Annotated in this window: 15 protein-coding genes; 7 read left to right on the top strand and 8 right to left on the bottom strand. The window is 65.1% G+C overall.

The features are described 5' to 3' along the window. Nucleotides 1-97: 97 nt before the first annotated feature. Nucleotides 98-1,171 (top strand): diacylglycerol acyltransferase/mycolyltransferase Ag85C, encoded by a 1,074-nt coding sequence (gene ag85C / locus AWC27_RS25085; protein ID WP_085672956.1) that lies wholly within the window; start codon nucleotides 98-100, stop codon nucleotides 1,169-1,171. A gap of 68 nt (nucleotides 1,172-1,239) precedes the next feature. Here the strand turns inward: ag85C and AWC27_RS25080 are convergent, their stop codons facing one another. The 5 genes from AWC27_RS25080 to AWC27_RS25060 all read right to left on the bottom strand — a co-directional run bounded on the left by AWC27_RS25080 (nucleotide 1,240) and on the right by AWC27_RS25060 (nucleotide 6,832). After that, on the bottom strand, nucleotides 1,240-1,920 hold the full coding sequence (locus AWC27_RS25080) for a YoaK family protein (RefSeq protein WP_085672955.1): 681 nt from the start codon (nucleotides 1,918-1,920) through the stop codon (nucleotides 1,240-1,242). 37 nt (nucleotides 1,921-1,957) lie between these two features. Further along, entirely contained in the window at nucleotides 1,958-3,304 is a 1,347-nt protein-coding gene (locus tag AWC27_RS25075; protein ID WP_085672954.1) for a maltokinase N-terminal cap-like domain-containing protein, read from the bottom strand. Next, the gene (treS, locus tag AWC27_RS25070) at nucleotides 3,301-5,088 is read right to left on the bottom strand and encodes a maltose alpha-D-glucosyltransferase (protein WP_139837208.1); all 1,788 of its coding nucleotides are present in this window, start codon (nucleotides 5,086-5,088) and stop codon (nucleotides 3,301-3,303) included. The genes AWC27_RS25075 and treS overlap by 4 nt, the downstream gene beginning before the upstream one ends. Nucleotides 5,089-5,217: 129 nt before the next feature. Then, a complete protein-coding gene (locus AWC27_RS25065; protein WP_085672953.1) occupies nucleotides 5,218-6,282 on the bottom strand; it encodes a S1C family serine protease in 1,065 nt (354 codons plus the stop codon). Nucleotides 6,283-6,376: 94 nt separating this feature from the next. After that, nucleotides 6,377-6,832 (bottom strand): nuclear transport factor 2 family protein, encoded by a 456-nt coding sequence (locus AWC27_RS25060; protein WP_085672952.1) that lies wholly within the window; start codon nucleotides 6,830-6,832, stop codon nucleotides 6,377-6,379. 17 nt (nucleotides 6,833-6,849) lie between these two features. On the opposite strand from AWC27_RS25060, the gene AWC27_RS25055 reads away from it, so the two are divergent. From AWC27_RS25055 to AWC27_RS25045, 3 genes are all read left to right on the top strand, one after another. Then, nucleotides 6,850-7,266: a TIGR03668 family PPOX class F420-dependent oxidoreductase gene (locus AWC27_RS25055; protein ID WP_085672951.1), complete on the top strand. Its 417-nt coding sequence runs from the start codon at nucleotides 6,850-6,852 to the stop codon at nucleotides 7,264-7,266. Nucleotides 7,267-7,355: 89 nt separating this feature from the next. After that, nucleotides 7,356-9,512, top strand: a complete 2,157-nt coding sequence (locus AWC27_RS25050) for an elongation factor G-like protein EF-G2 (RefSeq protein ID WP_085672950.1) — start codon at nucleotides 7,356-7,358, stop codon at nucleotides 9,510-9,512. A gap of 6 nt (nucleotides 9,513-9,518) precedes the next feature. Continuing rightward, nucleotides 9,519-9,983, top strand: a complete 465-nt coding sequence (locus AWC27_RS25045) for a DUF2231 domain-containing protein (protein ID WP_085672949.1) — start codon at nucleotides 9,519-9,521, stop codon at nucleotides 9,981-9,983. A 3-nt stretch (nucleotides 9,984-9,986) separates the two neighbouring features. Here AWC27_RS25045 and AWC27_RS25040 read toward each other — a convergent pair whose 3' ends face one another. Further along, the gene (locus tag AWC27_RS25040; RefSeq protein ID WP_085672948.1) at nucleotides 9,987-11,582 is read right to left on the bottom strand and encodes a FadD7 family fatty acid--CoA ligase; all 1,596 of its coding nucleotides are present in this window, start codon (nucleotides 11,580-11,582) and stop codon (nucleotides 9,987-9,989) included. Nucleotides 11,583-11,793: 211 nt separating this feature from the next. On the opposite strand from AWC27_RS25040, the gene oxc reads away from it, so the two are divergent. After that, nucleotides 11,794-13,500, top strand: a complete 1,707-nt coding sequence (gene oxc / locus AWC27_RS25035) for an oxalyl-CoA decarboxylase (RefSeq protein ID WP_085672947.1) — start codon at nucleotides 11,794-11,796, stop codon at nucleotides 13,498-13,500. Here oxc and AWC27_RS25030 read toward each other — a convergent pair. Beyond that, nucleotides 13,497-14,438: a LysR family transcriptional regulator gene (locus AWC27_RS25030; protein ID WP_085672946.1), complete on the bottom strand. Its 942-nt coding sequence runs from the start codon at nucleotides 14,436-14,438 to the stop codon at nucleotides 13,497-13,499. The two genes, oxc and AWC27_RS25030, sit on opposite strands and share 4 nt — an antisense overlap. A gap of 208 nt (nucleotides 14,439-14,646) precedes the next feature. On the opposite strand from AWC27_RS25030, the gene AWC27_RS25025 reads away from it, so the two are divergent. After that, the gene (locus AWC27_RS25025) at nucleotides 14,647-15,402 is read left to right on the top strand and encodes a L,D-transpeptidase (RefSeq protein WP_085672945.1); all 756 of its coding nucleotides are present in this window, start codon (nucleotides 14,647-14,649) and stop codon (nucleotides 15,400-15,402) included. Nucleotides 15,403-15,510: 108 nt separating this feature from the next. Then, nucleotides 15,511-18,993: a carboxylic acid reductase gene (car, locus tag AWC27_RS25020; protein WP_085672944.1), complete on the top strand. Its 3,483-nt coding sequence runs from the start codon at nucleotides 15,511-15,513 to the stop codon at nucleotides 18,991-18,993. 4 nt (nucleotides 18,994-18,997) lie between these two features. On the opposite strand, the gene AWC27_RS32930 is transcribed toward car, so the two are convergent. Next, entirely contained in the window at nucleotides 18,998-20,116 is a 1,119-nt protein-coding gene (locus AWC27_RS32930) for a PE family protein (protein ID WP_085672943.1), read from the bottom strand. Nucleotides 20,117-20,240 lie beyond the last annotated feature (124 nt).

Below are 20,240 nucleotides of genomic sequence, written 5' to 3'. Positions count from 1 at the left end.
TTGCGGCCGTGACAAAAGAATTGCCCCCTCGCGCTGTGTTTCACTCGCCCCAGAACGGATTCGACCGTAGTGCGGCAGATGAAGGATGGGTAAAGCTATGTCGTTCTGGAAAGAGATGCGGAGGTTGCGTTGCGCGGCGGCCACGGCGCCGCGCCGGCTGGCTATCGCGGCGGTAGGAGCTGCCTTGTTGACCGGACTGGTCTGCGCCGTCGGCGGCTCGGCTACCGCGGGCGCGTTCTCTCGGCCGGGTCTTCCGGTGGAATACCTTCAGGTGCCGTCTCCGTCGATGGGCCGCAACATCAAGGTGCAATTCCAGGGCGGCGGACCGCACGCGGTCTACCTCCTCGACGGGCTGCGGGCCCAGGACGACTTCAGCGGTTGGGACATCAACACCCCGGCCTTCGAGGAGTTCTACCAATCCGGTCTGTCGGTGATCATGCCCGTGGGCGGTCAGTCCAGTTTCTACAGCGACTGGTACCAGCCCTCGCAGGGCAATGGCCAGGGCTACACCTACAAATGGGAAAGCTTCCTGACCCGGGAAATGCCCGCCTGGTTGCAGGCCAACAAGGGCGTCTCGCCGACCGGAAATGCGACCGTTGGACTTTCGATGTCGGGTGGCTCCGCATTGGTCATGGCCGCTTACTACCCGCAGCAGTTCCCGTACGCGGCGTCGCTGTCCGGCTTCCTCAACCCATCCGAGGGCTGGTGGCCGACGCTGATCGGTCTGGCGATGAACGACTCGGGCGGGTACAACGCCAATAGCATGTGGGGCCCGTCCACCGACCCGGCGTGGAAGCGCAACGACCCGATGGTGCAGATTCCCCGCCTGGTCGCCAACAACACCCGGATCTGGGTCTACTGCGGTAACGGCACCCCGAGCGACCTCGGCGGCGACAACATGCCGGCGAAGTTCCTGGAAGGCCTCACACTGCGCACCAACCAAAGCTTCCAGAACAACTACGCGGCAGCGGGTGGACGCAACGGTGTGTTCAACTTCCCCAACAACGGCACCCACTCGTGGGCCTACTGGAACCAGCAGTTGACCGCCATGAAGCCCGACATGCTGCGGGTGCTCAGCGCGGTCAACCCGCCGGCTCCGGCCGCTCCGGCCGCTCCGGCCGCTCCAGGAGCTTCGCTGGTTCCGGTGGTACCCGGCACTCCCGCAACCTGAGTCACACCCGAAGCCGCATCGGCAGCAGCGCAACGGCCAGCGCTGCTGCCGATGTTCTTTCCTAACCGCTACTTCAACAAACCGCGGCGATCAGCGTGCAGGTAGGTGTAGCCGGTCGTCACCGCGCAGACGATGGCCGCCACCGCCAGCATCTGGGACCCGCTGACCACCAGGCTGATCGCGCCACCGGCTACGGCACCCAGGGTGAAGCTGGCGTAGAGCAGAAAGTAACCCAGCCAGTCCTCGATGCGGCCGCCGGCGATGTGGCGCTCGATGCCCTGGCCCATCTTGACCAGCGTGCCGGTGACATAGCTCAACGGGACCGACACCTCGCCGTCCTTGACGAACGATGTGTTCAGCGAGCCGATACCGAAGACCACGAACAGAATCGGCACGAAGTCGAGCAGGCTCTCTTCCCAGCCGCCGACGACGATGTCCAGCGCGGTGGCAAAGACCAGGCAGAAGGTGGTCAACACGGTCGGTCCGTGCGGATGCGCCACCCAGAAGTGCCGCCGGCACACCGAGGCCACGACCACCCCGGCCAGAAAGCACAGAATGAGCAGCGATGCGGTGATCGACAACCACACGTCGTCGCGGAAAACGCCCAGTACCGCGCGCTGCGCGTTACCGGTCATGAAGGTTACGAAGTATCCGGCGGAGTGGGTGAATGCGGTAGCCCCCAGCACGCCGGCCAGCCCGGCCAGCACCCAGGACAACCTCGCCTCACTGTCGTAGATCTCTTTTTGCACACGAGCATGCTTCCAGAGACCCGCCGCGGTTGCCGAATCAAACGGCGGTCAGGCGGGCGATCGAGCGCAGCGGAATCGGCAACCAGGTGGGCCGGTGCCGGGACTCATAACCCGTCTCGTACACCGCCTTGTCCAGCTCGTATGCGGCCAGCAGCGACATAGAATCGCGCGGATCGGTTCCGGAGGCGGCCGCATAGCCGTCGCAGAACGCGGTGCGATTGCGCTCCACCCATTCCCGGGCGCGCGCGGCGCGTTGCTTGTCGGCCACGTGGTCGACCAGCGGCCCGTAGGCGGCGTACTCGAAGGAGCGCAATACTCCGGCAACGTCGCGCAACGGCGAATCGAGCGCCCGCCGCTCGTCCAGAGGTTGGCCCGGCTCACCTTCGAAATCGATCAGTAGCCAGCTCTCCGGTGTGCGCAAAACCTGTCCCAGATGCAGATCCCCGTGTACCCGCTGCACGGTGATCGTTTCATGGGCGAGCTTGGCGAACCGTTCCTCGATCGTGGCGGCGTACTGCTCCAGATCGGGCACCACGGCAACCGCCGACGACAGCCGCGCCAGCACATGGTCGACCGGAAACTCCGCCTGCTCGGTGCCCAGCGTCTCGGCCAGTGTGGCGTGTACCGAGGCCACGGCTTCGCCCAGCCGGTAGGACTCGCCGGCGAAGTCACCACCAACCTCGTGGGCGTACAGATCGCCTTCGGCGAACAAGTCACGAACACTGGTTGTGGCCATGGCCCAGCCTTCGGCCGCGTTGGCGGCATACGCGGTGGCCATCCCGAGCGGCCACGCCGCATCCGAGCCCAGGTCGATCTCGTAGGTACCCAGCAGCCGGGCCACGTGCGGGTTACCGGCGCGACCGAGCACCCGGTTCAGCTCGATATCGGGATTGATACCCGGGCTGACGCGGCGGAACACTTTGAAGATCGCCGCCGGCGGACGGTCGAAGATGACGCTGGTGTTGCTCTGCTCGGCGTCCATGACCCGCGGATATGCGTCCAGCGGTAGTTCGACGTCGGGCTCCTTGATGAAGGTGACTGCTGTGCCGGAGGAGCCGCGCGTGGCCGACGAATCGATCAGTGACAGCAGAAACTGCGGGGCCGCCGACCCGTATAGCGCGTCGAAGGCAGTGTGGTCGTCAGCAGCGCCGATGGTGGCCATCGCGCTGTATTCGGAGACGGGCTCGGAATCCCACCCGACGATCACCTGGTAGCGCTCCGAGAAGCCATCGGAGTAGCCGACGTCGACCAACACCAGCTCCAGATCGTCGCGCAGCGCCACGACCACGGCTGGCTCGGCGCTCGACAGTTCGCGGTTGCGTCCGGCATACCAACGTTGCTGCGGAAGCCAATCCGACCAGGGCAGCTTGGCTGAGAGGCTCATGCGATTTCCTCCGATGCGGACAACTGGAACCAGTAGAACCCGTGTCCTGGAAGTGTCAGTAGATAAGGCAGGTGCCCAATGCGCGGAAACTCGACCTGCCCGGTCAGCTCGACGGGCGTGTAGCTGTTCCACTGCTGCAAGTTCAGCTCGATGGGTTGCGGGAAGCGCGACAAATTGTTCACGCACAACACCACGTCATCGTCCTGCCCGTCTTCGCCACGGGCTTCGCGCACGTAGGCCAGGACCGACGGGTTCGACCCGCCCAGCTCCTGGAATGTCCCGACGGCGAACGCGTCGTGGCGACGGCGCACCGCAAGCATGGTGCGCGTCCAGTTGAGCAGCGAGTTCGAGGTGTCCCGTTGCGCCTCGACATTGACAGCCTGGTAGCCGTAGACGGGATCCTGGCTGGCCGGCAGGTACAGCCGGCCTGGATTGGCCGCAGAGAATCCGGCGTTGCGGTCCGGTGTCCATTGCATCGGAGTCCGCACACCGTCGCGATCCCCTAGCCAGATCACATCGCCCATGCCGATTTCGTCGCCGTAATAGAGCACCGGCGAGCCGGGCAGCGACAGCAACAGCGCATTGAACAACCGGATCTGGTTGAAGTCGTTTTCCAGCAGCGGCGCCAATCTGCGGCGGATGCCGACATTGGCCTTCATCCGCGGGTCCTTGGCGTACTCGGAATACATGTAGTCACGTTCTTCGTCGGTGACCATTTCCAGCGTCAACTCGTCGTGGTTGCGCAGGAAGATGCCCCACTGAGCCATATCGGGGATCGGCGGCGTCTGCGCCAGGATCTCCGAGATCGGGAACCGCGACTCGCGCCGCACAGCCATGAAGATGCGCGGCATCAGGGGGAAGTGGAAGGCCATGTGGCATTCGTCGCCGCCGGTACTGGCGTCGCCGAAGTACTCGACCACGTCGGCAGGCCACTGATTGGCCTCAGCCAGCAGCACCCGGCCCGGGTACTCGTCGTCGACTACCTTGCGGACCCGCTTGAGGAAGGCGTGCGTCTCGGGCAGGTTCTCGCAGTTGGTGCCTTCCCGCTCGAACAGGTAGGGCACCGCGTCCAGGCGGAACCCGTCGATGCCGAGGTCCAGCCAGAAGCGCAGGACGTCGATCATCGCCTCTTGCACCAGCGGGTTGTCGTAGTTCAGGTCGGGCTGGTGGGAGAAGAACCGGTGCCAGTAGAACTGGCGCCGGACCGGGTCGAACGTCCAATTGGACTCTTCGGTGTCGACGAAGATGATCCGGGCATCGGTGTACTTCTGGCTGGTGTCGCTCCACACGTAGTAGTCCCCGTAGGGGCCGTCGGGGTCGTGGCGCGACTCCTGGAACCACGGGTGGGACTCGGAGGTGTGATTCATCACCAGGTCGGTGATGACCCGGATGCCGCGCCGGTGCGCCGCGTCGACCAGTGCGACGAAGTCGTCGACGGTACCGAACTCGGGCAGCACCTTGTAGAAGTCACGAATGTCGTAGCCGCCGTCACGCAGTGGCGAGTCGTAGAACGGTGGCAGCCAGATGCAGTCGATACCGAGCCATTGCAGGTAATCCAGGCGCTCGATCAGTCCGCGCAGATCCCCCGAACCGTCGGCGCTGGCGTCGAAGAACGCTCGGACCAGCACCTCGTAGAAAACTGCGTGTTTGAACCAGGTCGGATCCGCGGGCAGGATGGCCGCATTGCCAAAGTCTTTGGCTGTCGGATGCTCGACAACACCGCCTTCGACGTGACTGCCCGCTGCGGGATGGTGGGCTGGATCTTGCCTTGCGGCGTCTCCCATGTCGCTCATCAATTCCACGCTGCCATGGGTACCCGACGCATGTCTTCAGGAATCACTTCCGCAAACAAAGTGCGAATCATGGCTGACACCAAGGAATTTGGCTGGCCAAATCGCATTGACCGCGCCGGGTCAGGCCGGCGGCCCCTCTGCCAACGTGACATTTTCGGTACGCGCGGCACCCGACTTGGATTGCCAGGTCACCGAAATGGTGTCCCCTGGATGATGCGGGTTGAGGGCGTCAGACATCGCCGTGGCCGAGTTGATCGCGGCGCCGTCGATTGCCGTGATGATGTCGCCGTTGGAGATCCCGACCGAGGCGGCCGGAGCGTTTCCGACCACACGTGCGACCTTCGCGCCGTTGCCACCGTTGTCGACGACGCCCAGGCCCAGGAAGGCCGTCGGGCCGATGTGCACGGTGGGTGACCCACCGCCGGACCGGATCTGGTTGGCGATGTTGATCGCCTGACCGATCGGAATGGCGAAACCGGTCCCGCCCTGTGACATCTGGAAGTTGTCGGAAGCGGCCGTGTTGATACCGACCACCTGTCCGGCGTTGTTGACGACGGGACCGCCCGAGTCGCCCGGCGCGATCGCGGCGTCTACCTGGATCAGGCCGCTCAGTGACTCCTCGGCGCCGGTCAGCGCATCGGATGCCTGCACGGTTTGGCCGAGCGCGACCACCTTGCCGGCCACCGCACGCGGCGTTCCGCCTTGTCCGCCGGTGTTGCCCAGCGCCACGATCGGCTCGCCGACATTGACCCCGCCGCCGATTGCGGCCGTCGGGAGACCACCCGCGCCGCGCAGCTGCAGCACCGCGATGTCCTGCGTGCGGTCGTAGCCCACCACGTCCACGCCGTAGGTTCGGCCGTCGCCGACGCTGAATGCGGTGATGTCGGTGGCGCCGGAGATGACGTGGTTATTGGTCAGTACGACGCCGTTGGGGTCGATGACGATGCCGGTGCCGGCGCCTACCGCATTGTTGTAGCCGAGTTTGGTGTTGATGTTGACCACTTGCGGGCCGACCTGGGCCACTGCGGCTACCGGGTCGAGCGGGACCATGGGGAAGTCTTTGAGCGGTGCGGCCTGAGCGGGCACCGGCGGCGCGGCGAGGTCAAATCCGCAGCCCAACCCGAGCACCGCTATGACGGCGATTAACCATGACCACCTGGGTGAGCGGGGGCGCGATTTGCTCATCCGTAACCTCCTGCATCGGGGTAAGCGTCGGAATTGTCCCAGCCCTGGGGTCCGGGCGGCATAACTTGTATCTACCTCACCGTAGTCCAGATAGCTATGGGCGTGCCCAGGACGGCGCAATGGGATGAGTGAGATGGTGACTGACGTCACCGACCATGTCGATCAGGGTGAGGTCGCGGTACGCATAGCGCCATCGCCCGTCCACCAGCTCGAATCGGTCGTGGTAGCGGCCGGTGACGATCGTTTGCAGCGGAAACCCGTCGGTTTGCTGCAGCACGGTGTAATAGCTGCGGCACTCCGCGGTGCCGGTGCCGGTGTCGATTTCAATGATCGGATTTGTGACCACGTGCTTGGTGCGGGGGGTTCCGTCCGCATAGCGCACGATCAGCGACTGCCAGATGCCCAACAGCGCGGATGCGTCGATGGTGTCGCCGGCACCGATCTTGATGCGGGCATGTTCGAACAGCCCGGCGGCACCCTGCAGGTCGCCATTGTCGATACATTCGGCATAGCGATAGAGAAGATTGGCGATCTGCGTCTGCGCCGACATGAGGTAAAGGTAGCGCCGTGACCGAATTCGACCCAACGGTCAGGTTCGCGCAGGCACCGGTGGCACGGCTGGCCACCAGCACACCTGACGGCATCCCGCACCTGGTGCCGGTGGTGTTCGCCGTCGACCAAGACGATCAGCACCTGATCTACACCGCGGTCGACGCCAAGCCCAAGACCACGCAGCGGCTGCGCCGGCTGGCCAACATCGAAAGCAATCCCAACGTCAGCATGCTCGTTGATCACTACGCCGATGACTGGACGCAGTTGTGGTGGGTTCGGGTCGACGGCCTGGCGACGATTCATCGCGGGGGCGCCCCGATGCACACCGGATACCGGCTGTTGCGCGCCAAATATGTCCAGTATCAATCGGTTTCGTTGGACGGTCCGGTAATCGTCATCGCGGCTCAGCGCTGGTCGGGCTGGCACGGCTGATCAGCCGGCCCTTGTGCTGGACGGCGGTTGGGGGAAAAGTTGCACCAGGGGAGCCCGCCGCATGATTGCCGGAGAACTGGAGGAACGTCATGGCCGACAGAGCAGGTACTTCCCAGGGTGTCGGAGCCGCTCCCACCGCCGACGGGCCAGAGGCCATCCGCAACGTGGTTCTGGTGGGACCCTCCGGCGGCGGCAAGACCACCCTCGTCGAGGCCCTGCTCGTCGCCGCCGGGGTTTTGACCAGACCAGGTTCGGTGGTGGACGGCACCACCGTCTGCGATTTCGACGAAGCCGAGATTCGCCAACAGCGCTCGGTGGGGGTTGCGGTGGCATCCCTGTCGCACGACGGGATCAAGGTCAATCTCGTCGACACCCCGGGCTACGCCGACTTCGTGGGCGAGCTGCGCGCCGGCCTGCGTGCCGCCGACTGCGCGCTGTTCGTGATCGCGGCGAACGAGGGTGTCGACGAGCCGACCAAGTCGCTGTGGCAGGAGTGCAGCCAGGTGGGCATGCCCCGAGCCGTGGTGATCACCAAGCTCGACCACGCCCGCGCGAACTACCCCGAGGCATTGGCTGCCGCCCAGGAAGCCTTCGGCGACAAGGTTTTACCGCTCTACCTGCCCACCGGTGACGGGCTGATCGGACTGCTGTCACAAACCCGCTACACCTACGCCGGCGGCGAGCGGACCGAAGGGGCCCCGGACTCCTCGGACGCCGATCGCATCGAAGAAGCCCGCGGCAGCCTGATCGAAGGGATCATCGAAGAGTCCGAAGACGAGTCGTTGATGGAGCGCTACCTCGGCGGCGAGGCAATCGACGAATCGGTACTGATCGACGACCTGGAGAAGGCCGTCGCCCGCGCCTCGTTCTTCCCGGTGATTCCGGTATGCAGCAGCACCGGCGTCGGAACGCTGGAACTGCTGGAGGTCGCGACCCGAGGGTTTCCCTCACCGATGGAACATCCACTACCCGAAGTCTTTACGCCGCAAGGCGCAACGCATGAGGAGCTGGCCTGCGACGTCGGCGCACCCTTGCTTGCCGAGGTGGTCAAGACGACCTCGGACCCCTACGTCGGCCGGGTCAGCCTGGTCCGGGTTTTCTCCGGAACCATCAAGCCCGACGCGACGGTCCATGTTTCCGGTCACTTCTCGTCCTTTTTCGGCGACGGCAGCACCAACGGCGGCGCCACCCACTCCCACCCCGACCACGACGAAGACGAACGCATCGGAGTCCTGTCGTTCCCGCTCGGCAAGCAGCAACGCCCGGCCGGGACCGTGGTAGCCGGCGACATCTGCGCGATCGGCAAGCTCAGCCGCGCCGAGACCGGTGACACGTTGTCCGACAAGTCCGAGCCGCTGGTGCTCAAGCCCTGGACCATGCCCGAGCCGCTGCTGCCGGTCGCGATCCAAGCACACGCCAAGACCGACGAGGACAAGCTATCGGTTGGCTTGGGCCGGTTGGCCGCCGAAGATCCGACGCTGCGGATCGAGCAGAACCAAGAGACCCACCAGATCGTGCTGTGGTGCATGGGCGAGGCCCATGCCGGCGTGGTGCTCGACGCACTGGCCAACCGGTACGGCGTCACGGTGGACACCGTGGAGTTGCGGGTTCCCCTACGGGAAACATTGCGCGGCAAGGCAAAAGGGCACGGCCGGCACGTCAAGCAATCGGGTGGGCACGGCCAATACGCGGTGTGCGACATCGAAGTGGAGCCGCTGCCGGAGGGCACCGGGTTCGAGTTCCTCGACAAGGTTGTCGGCGGAGCCGTTCCGCGGCAGTTCATTCCGAGCGTGGAGAAGGGGGTCCGCGCGCAGATGGAGAAGGGTGTGCACGCCGGTTACCCGGTGGTCGACATCAGGGTCACGCTGCTCGACGGGAAAGCGCACAGCGTCGACTCGTCGGACTTCGCGTTTCAGATGGCCGGTTCACTGGCATTGCGGGAGGCCGCGGCAGCGACGAAAGTCGTACTGCTCGAACCGATCGACGAGATTTCGGTGCTGGTGCCCGACGACTTCGTCGGCGCGGTCATGGGCGATCTATCCGGTCGCCGCGGCCGGGTGCTGGGCACCGATACCGCAGGCAACGAACGCACGGTGGTCAAGGCCGAGGTACCACAGGTCGAATTGACCAGGTACGCAATCGATTTGCGCTCGCTGGCGCACGGGGCCGCATCGTTCACGCGTTCGTTCGCGCGCTATGAACCGATGCCGGAGTCCGCGGCGGCCAAGGTGCAGACCACCGCCTGAGCAACCATGTCGACAGTCGACGGCCTTCCGGCCCACATCCTGTTCAACCATTTCGTCGTTGTGCTGGGACCTTTGACGGCGATCCTGGCGATCCTGTGCGCGCTGTGGCCCGCGGCGCGAAGCCGGCTCATCTGGCTGGTTCTGGCACTGAGCGCCATCACGCTCATCGTGACCCCGCTGACAACAAGCTCGGGTGAGTGGCTGGCCGGGAAAGTCGGCAACTCGCCGGCCATCCGCACCCATGCCGAACTCGGCGACACCGTGGTCTACTGCGTGGCGGCGCTGGTGGCGACCGTGACCGCACTGACCGCCGTGCATCTGCGGCAGGTGCGCGGGCGTGCCGTGAAATCCGCTGTGCACCTCGTGGTCGTCGCCCTCGTCATCGCGGGTGCGGCCGCCACACTGGTGCAGACGTACCGCGTCGGGGAAACGGGGGCCCGGGCCGCCTGGGGCTCGGGCACCTCGCAGTAACCGCTATTGGCCACCGAACTGCTGGGCCACCGCGCGGCGGTCGAGTGAGCCCTTCGGGGTGTGCGGCAATTCAGCCGTGATCTCGAAGCTGTCCGGAATCTCGTAGGGCGCCAACCGTTCCCGGCAGAACTCAGTGAGCTCCTCCGGGCCCGGCGCTGCGCCGCGGGGCACCAGGGCGGCGGCGACGGCTTCACCGTAGATCCGGTGCGCGACCCCGAAAACGGCTGCCTCCATGACGTTTGGATGGGTAGCCAGGATCCCCTCGACGCGCTCGGGTGAGATCTTCTCGCCGCCACGGTTGATGAGTTCCTTGATCCGGCCGCGGATGCTCAGGTCGCCGGCGGGCGACAGGGTCCCCAAATCACCGGTACGCAGCCAACCGTCGGTGAAGTTCGCGGCGGTGATCTTCGGGTCACCGAGGTAGCCACGGACCACGGTGGCACCGCGCAGCCAAACCTCGCCGACCTCGCCGGCCGGCAACGGCGCACCGTCGGGTCCGGCGATCCGGATCTCCGGCCCCGTCGACCGGCCGACCAGACCCGTCGTCTCGGCGGGATTGTCGTCGTGATCGAGGCCGGTGCTGCAAACCTGATGAGTGGACTCGGTCATGCCGAACGCACACAGCGCCGGTGCCGAGAATTCGTCCTGCAGCGCCTGCGCGGTTTCCGGGGTGAGCGGTGCGCTGCAGCTGCGGATGAAACGCAGTGCGGCCTTCTTGCCACCGGAGGACTCGGTACCGGCACGCTCCAGCAGGATTTGGTGGATCGTCGGGACCGCCGTATACCACGTGGCGCCGACGGCCTCGATGTCGTCCCAGAAGGTGTGCGCCGAAAACCGCCCGCGGGCGGGCAGCAGCACAGTGCCGCCCGATGCCAGGCTGGATAGCAGCGCGGCGACCAGCCCGTGCCCGTGGTAGAGCGGCATCACGGCCACCGTGGCGTCCTGCGGGCCCAGCCGGTAACCGGCGATGATGGCGCGCACCGAGGTGGCGAGGTTGCCATGAGTCCACGGAACCATCTTGGGCAGGCCGGTGGTGCCGCCGGTGAACATGATCATGGCGTCGTCGGGGTGCAGGCCCTCGGGCGCGGTCACCTCCGCCTTCAGTCCAGCGCCGGCGTCCAGGCTGACCGACGGGGTACCGCCGTCGCTGTCCACGCTGACCGCGATAGGCCACCAATGGACCGAAGGTTCGGCGCTGTCACCGGCGCCCACGCTGTCGGTGAGCACCACCCGGGCTCCCACCGCCTCGCTGCGGGCGCGCTGGTCGCTGATCGGCAATGCCGGGTCCAACGGGACCGCGACCAAATCCGCGCGCGACGCGGCCAGCAGGCCCACGACGAATTCGGCGGTGCTGGCCGTGCGCAGCCCCACGCGGTCACCCGGCATCAAGCCGGCCCGCGTCAGCTGTCCGGCCAGGTCATCGACCAAACCGAGCAACTGCTGGTAGGTGATGGTGATCCGGTCGGCGGTGACGATGAGCGCGGGGGCCTGCGGCAGGCGGGTCGCGGCCACGGTCACCAGATCGGCGATGCGCGGACTCGACGAGGTCGGGGTCCGTTCGGCGACGGCAGCACCGGTGGTGATCGAGTCAGATGTCATAGGTAGCACGATGCCGTCAACCGGCCCGGCTCGTCCAATACTGATCCGCTACCGCTCGATAGCTAACGCCTATCGAGCTGAGCGCAGGCCTGCTGAGCACGGTCGATAGACACCGTGAATCGTGGCATAGCGACCCGGTCTTGGACACCGAAACGGCACCGGATAACAGTGGTGAACAAGAAGCACGGACCAGCACGTGAGGAGTCGCCACATGACCACGTCGTCGGGACTGACGGACGGCTTCCACCTAGTGGTGGACGCGCTCAAGGCCAACGATGTCGAGACCATCTACGGGCTCGTCGGTATCCCGATCACTGATCTGGCGCGCACCGCACAGGCCGAGGGGATTCGCTACATCGGTTTCCGCCATGAGACCTCGGCGGGCAATGCCGCCGCGGCGGCCGGTTTTCTCACCGGACGGCCCGGAGTGTGCCTGACCACGTCGGGTCCGGGATTTCTCAACGGCCTGCCCGCACTGGCCAATGCCACCGCCAACTGCTTTCCGATGATCCAGATATCCGGCTCGAGCCAGCGCCCGATCGTGGACCTGCAGCGCGGCGACTATCAGGACCTGGACCAGCTCAACGCGGCGCGGCCGTTCGTGAAGGCGGCCTATCGGATCAGCCGGGTGGAAGACATCGGGCGCGGTATCGCCCGGGCGATTCGCACCGCGGTCTCGGGCCGCCCGGGCGGGGTCTATCTCGACATCCCCGGCGAGGTGCTGGGCCAGGCGATGGAAACCAAGGCGGCCGCGGACAGCATCTGGCGCCTCGTCGACCCGGCTCCCCGCCAGCTACCGGCGCCGGATGCGGTGGACCGCGCTCTGGATGTCCTCGCCCACGCCCAGCGACCGCTGATCGTCCTCGGCAAGGGCGCCGCATATGCACAGGCGGACAACGCGATTCGGGAATTCGTCGAAACCACCGGCATTCCGTTCCTGCCGATGTCCATGGCCAAAGGGCTGCTCCCGGACTCGCATTTGCAATCGGCGGCCGCCGCCCGGTCGCTGGCGATCGCCCGGGCCGATGCGGTCCTACTGGTCGGTGCCCGGCTCAATTGGCTTCTGGGCCACGGCGATTCGCCGCAGTGGTCGTCTGAGGCGAAGTTCATTCAGATCGATATCGCGGCGTCGGAATTCGACAGCAACCAACCGATCACGGCCCCACTGACCGGCGACATCGGTTCGGTGCTGTCGGCGCTTCTGGACGGCCTGGCCACCCATCAGATCGCCACACCCACCGCGTGGACGCGCGAACTCACCGATCGCAGGGCCCGCAATGACGCCAAGATGCGCGAGCGCCTGGCCGAGGACCCGCACCCGATGCGGTTCTACAACGCCCTCCGGGCGATTAACACCGTGCTGCAGCGTAATCCGGACGTGTATGTCGTCAACGAAGGCGCTAACGCGCTGGATCTGGCCCGCAACGTCATCGACATGCAACTGCCGCGCCACCGGCTCGACACCGGAACGTGGGGCGTGATGGGCATCGGGATGGGCTACTCCATCGCAGCGGCCGTGGAAACCGGACGACCGGTTGTCGCGATCGAGGGCGATAGCGCATTCGGCTTCAGCGGCATGGAAATCGAAACCATCTGCCGCTACCGGCTGCCCGTCACGGTTCTTGTCCTCAACAACGGTGGCGTGTACCGGGGAGACGAGATCCCGGCCGGTGCCGGCACCTCAGGGAAGGACCCGGCGCCCACCGTGCTCAATGCTCAAGCGCGGCATGAACTTCTCGCAGAAGCCTTCGGCGGCAAGGGATATCACGTTAGCACCCCGGCCGAGCTTGAGTCGGCGCTCACCGAGGCGCTGGCGTCCAATGGTCCGGCGATCATCGACTGTGAACTCGACCCGGCCGCCGGCGTGGAAAGCGGACACCTGGCGAGCCTCAACCCCACCAGCGCAGCCAAGAGTTAACGCCGCTGGGTGATGCTTTGCAGCTGAGCGTCGAAGAAGTCGCCCAACTTCAGCAGTTGCGCGGATGCGCTGAGCGCGCGAGCTACCGGAGATCCTGGCCCGGCAGCGTTTGTGGCAAGGGCTATTTGGGCTTTGAGGGCCGGCTCGACCAGTTCGACGGCACGTACCTCCCGGCCGACCGGCCCCGTCATCGGCATCGTCCACAGCCAGGTGTGCGGAACGATGCACGCCGAGTTGCCGGTGGCGACCTGAGCGAATAGCGAAGCAACGGAATCTGTTTCGACCTGTGGACGCACCGTGATGTCGTGATCGGCGAAGGCCGCGTCAATTACCTGGCGATCCTGCATGTCCGGCGTGAGCAACGCCAGCGGCAGCTGCGCGGCATCCGTCCATCCCAGCGACGATGCACCCGGCGGCAACATGTCCGCCGGCGACAGCAGCACATAATGCTCGTCGTAGAGCGGCACCAGCACCACGTCGTTGTAGACGGGCGTGGCATGCACGATCACGGCATCGAGCTCGAACTCGCGCAGCCGCCGGTACAGTTCGGTGCTGGCCAGCCGGGAAGTGATCTGCACCTTCGCCAGTGGGTGCGCCGAGCAAAAGCCGGACAGCACCAGTGATGCCGTCGTGGACGCCGTTGGCACGGCGCCCAACCGAAGCGTCCCGGTGATGCCGGATTGCACCGCGTGCACCTCTGCCTTGAACGCGTCGTGCTCGGCAAGAATCCGCTTGGCCCACACCACCAACCGCTCCCCTTCGGGAGTCAGGCCCTCGAAGCTGTGTCCACGGTTGATCAACGTGACGTTGAGTTCCCGTTCGAGTTTGGCGATCGCCGACGACAGGGCGGGTTGCGACACGTAGCACTTCTCGGCAGCCCGGGCGAAGTGGCGCTCCTGTGCAACGGCCACGAAGTACTCCAGCTGGCGGAACAGCATCCCCGCGCCTCCTGGTCGTTCTCGTCGGGCAACGATCTCGCTGAGGCTAACGCGTCGGCACCGGACCGGCAACGACTTGGATTGCCGGCACTTCGGGCCGCCGAGCTAAGCGGAATCGCTAGCCAGAATTGTTTGCTACAGCCCGCAATGGGTAGACAGCCACTAAGATGTGGTTGTGTCGATCACGCCATCTCGAGGGGTAAACGCCATGCGTCGAGCGGTTCGTTATCTATTCGTTATGGTTGCGATCACGGTAATGGCCGTAGCGGTCTCGGGTAATCCCGCTACCGGCGCGGTTCCGGTCCCAACCCCCACCCCTGGCGTTGCCTCGATTTTGCCGGCCGACGGTGCGGTGGTGGGCGTGGCACACCCGGTGGTCGTGACGTTCACTGCGCCGGTGACCAATCGCCGTGCCGTGGAACGGACCATCCGGGTCATCTCACCAGCAGACATGACCGGACGCTTCGAGTGGGTCAACAGCAGCGTCGTGCAATGGGTTCCAGATCACTACTGGCCCGCACACAGCCATGTTTCGGTAGGCGTTCAGGAACTCACGGAGGGCTTCGACACCGGTGACGAACTGCTCGGTGTCGCCAGCATCTCCGCACACACCTTCACGGTCAGCCGCAACGGAGAGGTGTTGCGTACCATGCCCGCTTCGATGGGCAAGCCCAGTCGTCCCACGCCGATCGGCAACTTCACCGCGCTGTCGAAAGAGCGCACGGTCGTGATGGACTCGCGGACCATCGGCATCCCGCTGAACTCCTCCGACGGCTACCTGATCACCGCCTCCTACGCGGTTCGGGTCACCTGGAGCGGTGTCTACGTGCACTCGGCACCGTGGTCGGTGAACTCGCAGGGGTACGCCAATGTCAGTCACGGGTGCATCAATCTGAGCCCGGACAACGCGGCGTGGTACTTCAACACCGTCAACGTCGGCGATCCGATCGAGGTCGTCGGCTAACGTTCGCCCGCCCTGTCGGCGCTGTGGCGACGGTCACACATCCGATGCGGAAGAGGTGTGGCATCAGGCTGGTTTGCGCTAGAGACTGACGCGAACGAAAGGCTCACCATGACCGCGCATCAGGACGAGCGACTCGCCAAGCCAGATGCCGCGATCCGCGCGGCGATTCGCGAACCGGGCCTTCGGCTGAACCAGATCATCGAGACGTTGGTAAAGGGTTACGCAGACCGACCCGCACTCGGCTGGCGCGCGCGCACACTGACGCCGGATCCCGCGACCGGCCGCACCATCGCGCAGTTGTTACCCAGGTTCGACACCATCAGCTACCGCGATCTATGGGCCAACGTGCGAGCGATCGCGAGCGCCTGGCGTAGCGACCCGGTCAATCCGGCCAACCCCGGCGATTTCCTGGCCACGGTCGGGTTTGCCAGTGCCGACTATCTCACCCTCGACCTGGTTTGCGGATATCTCGGATTGGTGGCAGTGCCGTTGCAGCACAACACCACCGCGGCGCGGTTGCAGCCCATCGTCGCTGAGGTCGAGCCGCAGATCCTTGCCACGGGTGCGGGATATCTCGATATCGCCGTGGAAGCGGCTCTGGGCAGTGCGGCATTGCGCCGCCTCGTCGTCTTCGACTATCGGCCCGAAGTCGACGATCATCGGGAGGGCCTACAGCGCGCCGAGGCGACCCTGGCCGCCGCGGGTATGGCGGTGACCATCGAAACACTCGGCGAAGTTATCGAGCGTGGTCGCGCGCTGCCGCCGGAGCCCATCTACACCGGCGAAACCGATCAGCGACTGGCGATGATTCTCTACACCTCCGGCAGCACCGGATTGCCCAAGGGCGCAATGTATTCCGAACAGATGGTGGCCAAGATCTGGACCACCCAGTTCATGGCGGACGAAGACGTGCCCGTCATCAACGTCAACTTCATGCCGCTCAATCATCTCGGCGGGCGTATCCCGCTGTCATCGGCGTTCCAGGCCGGCGGAACCAGTTATTTTGTGCCGGAAAGCGATCTTTCCACATTGTTCGAGGACTGGAACCTGGTGCGGCCCACTGAGCTGGGACTGGTTCCGCGGGTGGCCGAAATGCTTTACCAGCGTTACCAAAGCGCTGTCGACCGGCGCGTCGCCCAAGGCGCCGAAGTTGCCGTCGCCGAATCGGAGGCACGAGCGGAGCTGCGCGACCGGGTGCTCGGGGGGCGCGTGCTGACCAGCTTCTGCGGGACAGCACCGTTGGCCGCCGAGATGAAGAGCTTCATCGAGTCGTGTCTGGACGTGCACGTGATGGACGGCTACGGCCTGACCGAGGTGGGCGCGGTGACCAAGGACGGCGTGGTGAGCCGGCCCCCGGTGGTCGACTACAAGTTGATCGATGTCCCCGAGCTCGGTTATTTCCATACCGACAAGCCTCATCCGCGCGGTGAGCTGCTGGTGAAGTCGCTGACGTCGATGGCCGGCTACTACAAGCGTCCTGACGTCACCGCTCAGGCATTCGACGCCGACGGCTACTACCGCACCGGGGACGTGATGGCCGAGATCGGGCCGGATCAGCTGATCTACGTCGACCGGCGAAACAATGTGTTGAAGTTGGCCCAGGGCGAGTTCGTCGCCGTCGCGCAACTGGAAGCGGTTTTCTCCAGCGCGGCTTCGGTCCGGCAGATCTTCGTATACGGCAACAGCGAACGCCCCTACCTGCTGGCGGTCGTGGTGCCGACTGCTGAGGCGCTGAACCGGTTCTCTGAGGATCCAGCCGGCCTCAAGGCCGCGTTGAGTGAATCCCTGCGTCAGACAGCACAATTCGCGCAGTTGCAGTCCTATGAGCTGCCGGTCGATTTCCTGATCGAAACCGAACCTTTCAGTTCCGACAACGGGCTGCTGTCCGGGGTTGGCAAACTGCTGCGGCCAAAGTTGAAGGAACACTACGGCGAACGACTCGAGCGACTGTATGCCGACCTTGCCGATACCCGGGTGGCCGAACTCCGCGCGCTGCGGGAGGGCGTCGCGGATCGCCCGGTCGTCGAGACGTTGACTCGGGCCGCAGAGGCGCTGCTGGGTTTGGCCGGTGGCCCGCCGGAACCCGACATGCAATTCATCGAACTCGGCGGTGACTCGCTTTCGGCGTTGACCTTCTCCAATTTGTTGCAGGACCTCTTCGATGTGGAAGTCCCCGTGGGGCTGATCATCGGTCCGACCAGCGACCTGCAGCAGCTGGCGGAATACGTTGATTCCGAACGTCATTCCGGTGGCCAGCGGCCGACCTTCTCGACGGTGCACGGCCGGGGCGCTTCCGAGGTGCACGCCACAGACCTGAGTTTGGACAAGTTCATCGACAACAAGACACTCACCGAAGCCCCGGCGCTGCCGCGGGCAACCGGTAGTCCGCAGACGGTACTGCTGACCGGAGCCAACGGTTATCTCGGGCGCTTTCTGTGTCTGGAATGGCTGGCGCGGCTGGCAGAAGCTGGTGGCCGGCTTATCTGCCTGGTTCGCGGCACCGACGCCGAGGCGGCCTGGCAGCGATTGGAAGGTGTCTTCCGCAGCGGGGATGCCGAGCTATTGAGACGTTTCCAGCAGTTGGCCGCCGATCATCTGGAGGTCATTGCCGGTGACATCGGTGAGCCCAATCTCGGCCTGGCCCCACAGGATTGGGACAGGCTGGCCGAAGTCGTCGATTTGATCGTGCACCCGGCAGCACTGGTCAATCATGTCTTGCCCTACGACCAGTTGTTCGGTCCGAACGTGGTGGGTACCGCCGAACTGATCCGTCTCGCGATTACCACCCGCATCAAGCCGGTCACCTATTTGTCGACCGTGGCGGTCGCGATGTCGATCAATCCGGACAGGTTCGAAGAGGACGGCGACATCCGGGAGATCAGCGCGATCCGGCATGTAGACGACGGCTACGCAAACGGTTACGCGAACAGCAAGTGGGCCGGTGAGGTGCTGCTGCGCGAGGCACATGACCTCTGCGGACTCCCGGTGGCCGTGTTTCGTTCGGACATGATCCTGGCGCACAGCCGCTACGCGGGACAGCTCAACGTGCCAGATATGTTCACCCGGTTGATGATCAGCATATTGGTGACGGGTATCGCGCCCTGGTCGTTCTATGAGGCCGACCCGCAAGGCAACCGAGCGCGGGCCCACTACGACGGCCTGCCCGCCGATTTCGTGGCCGAGGCGGTCACCACGCTGGGTGCGCAAACGGCTGCTGGGCCGCGGCCGAGTTTCCGGTCTTTCGACGTGATGAACCCCCACGATGACGGGGTGTCCCTGGATGTATTCGTGGACTGGCTGATTGACTCCGGCCACGACATCCGCCGCATCGAGGATCATGACGATTGGCTCGGCCGCTTCGAAACCGCTCTTCGCGCGTTGCCGGACCGCCAGCGTCAGCATTCGGTGCTGCCGCTACTCGAGGCCTACCGCAAGCCAGAGCAGCCGTTGCGCGGCGCGCCTGCACCCACCGAGGTGTTCCGCGCTGCCGTGCAGAACGCCAAAATCGGTGCTGCCAAGGACATTCCACACCTTACCGCGGCGCTGATCGACAAGTATGTCGCGGATCTGCGGTTGCTCGGCCTGATTTGAGCGCCTACTGGCCGGTGATGAGGCCAGCCAAATCGGCGCCGGCAGCCAGGCTTTGATCGAAGGCACCAACCACGCCGCCGATCTCACCGCCGTTGAAGGATTGAGCCGAACTGCCCGTCAGGAGGCTGGCGGTGAAGCTGGCGGGGGCCGCGGCTCCCACGATCGTATTGACGGCTTGCTCCCCGGTGCCGATCAACAGGTTACCAACGTTGTAGCTGCGGTTGATCACGCCGTTGAGGGCACTGTCGGTACCGAAAACGCTTTGCTCCGAAGCTACTTCGTGGGTGAGCAGGTTGTGGTTGAAGTTCAGCTCATCGTTGACGAGTTGTGTGTTGAACCCAATCTGCGCTGTTTCGAGCTGCTGGAAGAAGCCGCTCGGCGAAGTTGCCGCTGCGGCATTGGTAATAGCGGCCGCCGCCGGCGACGTATTGCCCAGGAAGAGACCGGCCAGGTCGGTCGGGACCATCAGGCTCTGGTCGAAGGCTCCGACCAGGCCGCCGATCTGGCCACCGTTGAAGACCTGGGCCGAACTGCCCAGCAGCAGGCCAGCGGTGAAATTGGCGGGGACTTGTACTCCCACGATCGTGTTGAGGGCTTGTTCGCCGGTGCCGATCAGCAGGTTGCCGGCGTTGAAAGTGCGGTTGAGGGCCCCGTTGAGGGCGCTGTCGGTGCCGAAGATGCTTCGCTCGAACGCCACCTCATTGGTCACCAGGGCCGAATTCAAGGCGAGCTCGTTCTTCACCAGGGCGGTGTTGAACCCGATGTGCATCTGCTCGAGTTGCTTCAGCGGTCCGGCGGGCGCCGCGGCCGCCGCATTCAGCGCGGCCTGCATCGGCGTGGCATTGGCCGCTTCGGCGCCGGCGTAGGCGTTCGCGCCGGCCGTCAGCGTCTGCACGATTTGGTCGTGAAACGCCGCGGCCTGGGCGCTCAGCGCCTGATATACCCGGCCGTGCGCGCCGAACAATGCCGCGATGGCCGAGGACACTTCGTCGGCGCCGGCAGGCAGCACCTGCGTTGTCATCGCAGCTATCGACATGTTGGCAGCGCTGATGTTCGACCCGACCCCCGCCAGATCCGTCGCCGCCGCCGCCACCATTTCCGGAGCCGCTATCAAGTACGACATCTGTCACCTCCAGCAGCCACACGACCGGCTCCGCCTGAGCGCTGTTTGCCTAGCCGGATCGGGCAGCTGTCCCGGTTTCAGAGCCTATCGTTGCGCATCGGCAAATATGACCGTTTCGCAAAGA

It is taken from the genome of Mycobacterium szulgai, assembly GCF_002116635.1.
Lineage (GTDB): Bacteria > Actinomycetota > Actinomycetes > Mycobacteriales > Mycobacteriaceae > Mycobacterium > Mycobacterium szulgai.
The sequence above is the reverse complement of the archived record's forward strand: the minus strand, read 5'-3'. Positions and strand labels throughout refer to the sequence as shown.

Bases quoted from the DNA above. Each gene is read 5' to 3' on its own strand.
- AWC27_RS25065 (WP_085672953.1), bottom strand. From the start codon at position 6,282: ATGAGCAAATCGCGCCCCCGCTCACCCAGGTGGTCATGGTTAATCGCC.
- AWC27_RS32930 (WP_085672943.1), bottom strand. From the start codon at position 20,116: ATGTCGTACTTGATAGCGGCTCCGGAAATGGTGGCGGCGGCGGCGACG.
- AWC27_RS25030 (WP_085672946.1), bottom strand. From the start codon at position 14,438: ATGCTGTTCCGCCAGCTGGAGTACTTCGTGGCCGTTGCACAGGAGCGC.
- car (WP_085672944.1), top strand. From the start codon at position 15,511: ATGACCGCGCATCAGGACGAGCGACTCGCCAAGCCAGATGCCGCGATC.
- AWC27_RS25040 (WP_085672948.1), bottom strand. From the start codon at position 11,582: ATGACATCTGACTCGATCACCACCGGTGCTGCCGTCGCCGAACGGACC.
- AWC27_RS25050 (WP_085672950.1), top strand. From the start codon at position 7,356: ATGGCCGACAGAGCAGGTACTTCCCAGGGTGTCGGAGCCGCTCCCACC.
- ag85C (WP_085672956.1), top strand. From the start codon at position 98: ATGTCGTTCTGGAAAGAGATGCGGAGGTTGCGTTGCGCGGCGGCCACG.
- oxc (WP_085672947.1), top strand. From the start codon at position 11,794: ATGACCACGTCGTCGGGACTGACGGACGGCTTCCACCTAGTGGTGGAC.
- AWC27_RS25060 (WP_085672952.1), bottom strand. From the start codon at position 6,832: ATGTCGGCGCAGACGCAGATCGCCAATCTTCTCTATCGCTATGCCGAA.
- AWC27_RS25075 (WP_085672954.1), bottom strand. From the start codon at position 3,304: ATGAGCCTCTCAGCCAAGCTGCCCTGGTCGGATTGGCTTCCGCAGCAA.
- treS (WP_139837208.1), bottom strand. From the start codon at position 5,088: ATGGGAGACGCCGCAAGGCAAGATCCAGCCCACCATCCCGCAGCGGGC.
- AWC27_RS25025 (WP_085672945.1), top strand. From the start codon at position 14,647: ATGCGTCGAGCGGTTCGTTATCTATTCGTTATGGTTGCGATCACGGTA.
- AWC27_RS25045 (WP_085672949.1), top strand. From the start codon at position 9,519: ATGTCGACAGTCGACGGCCTTCCGGCCCACATCCTGTTCAACCATTTC.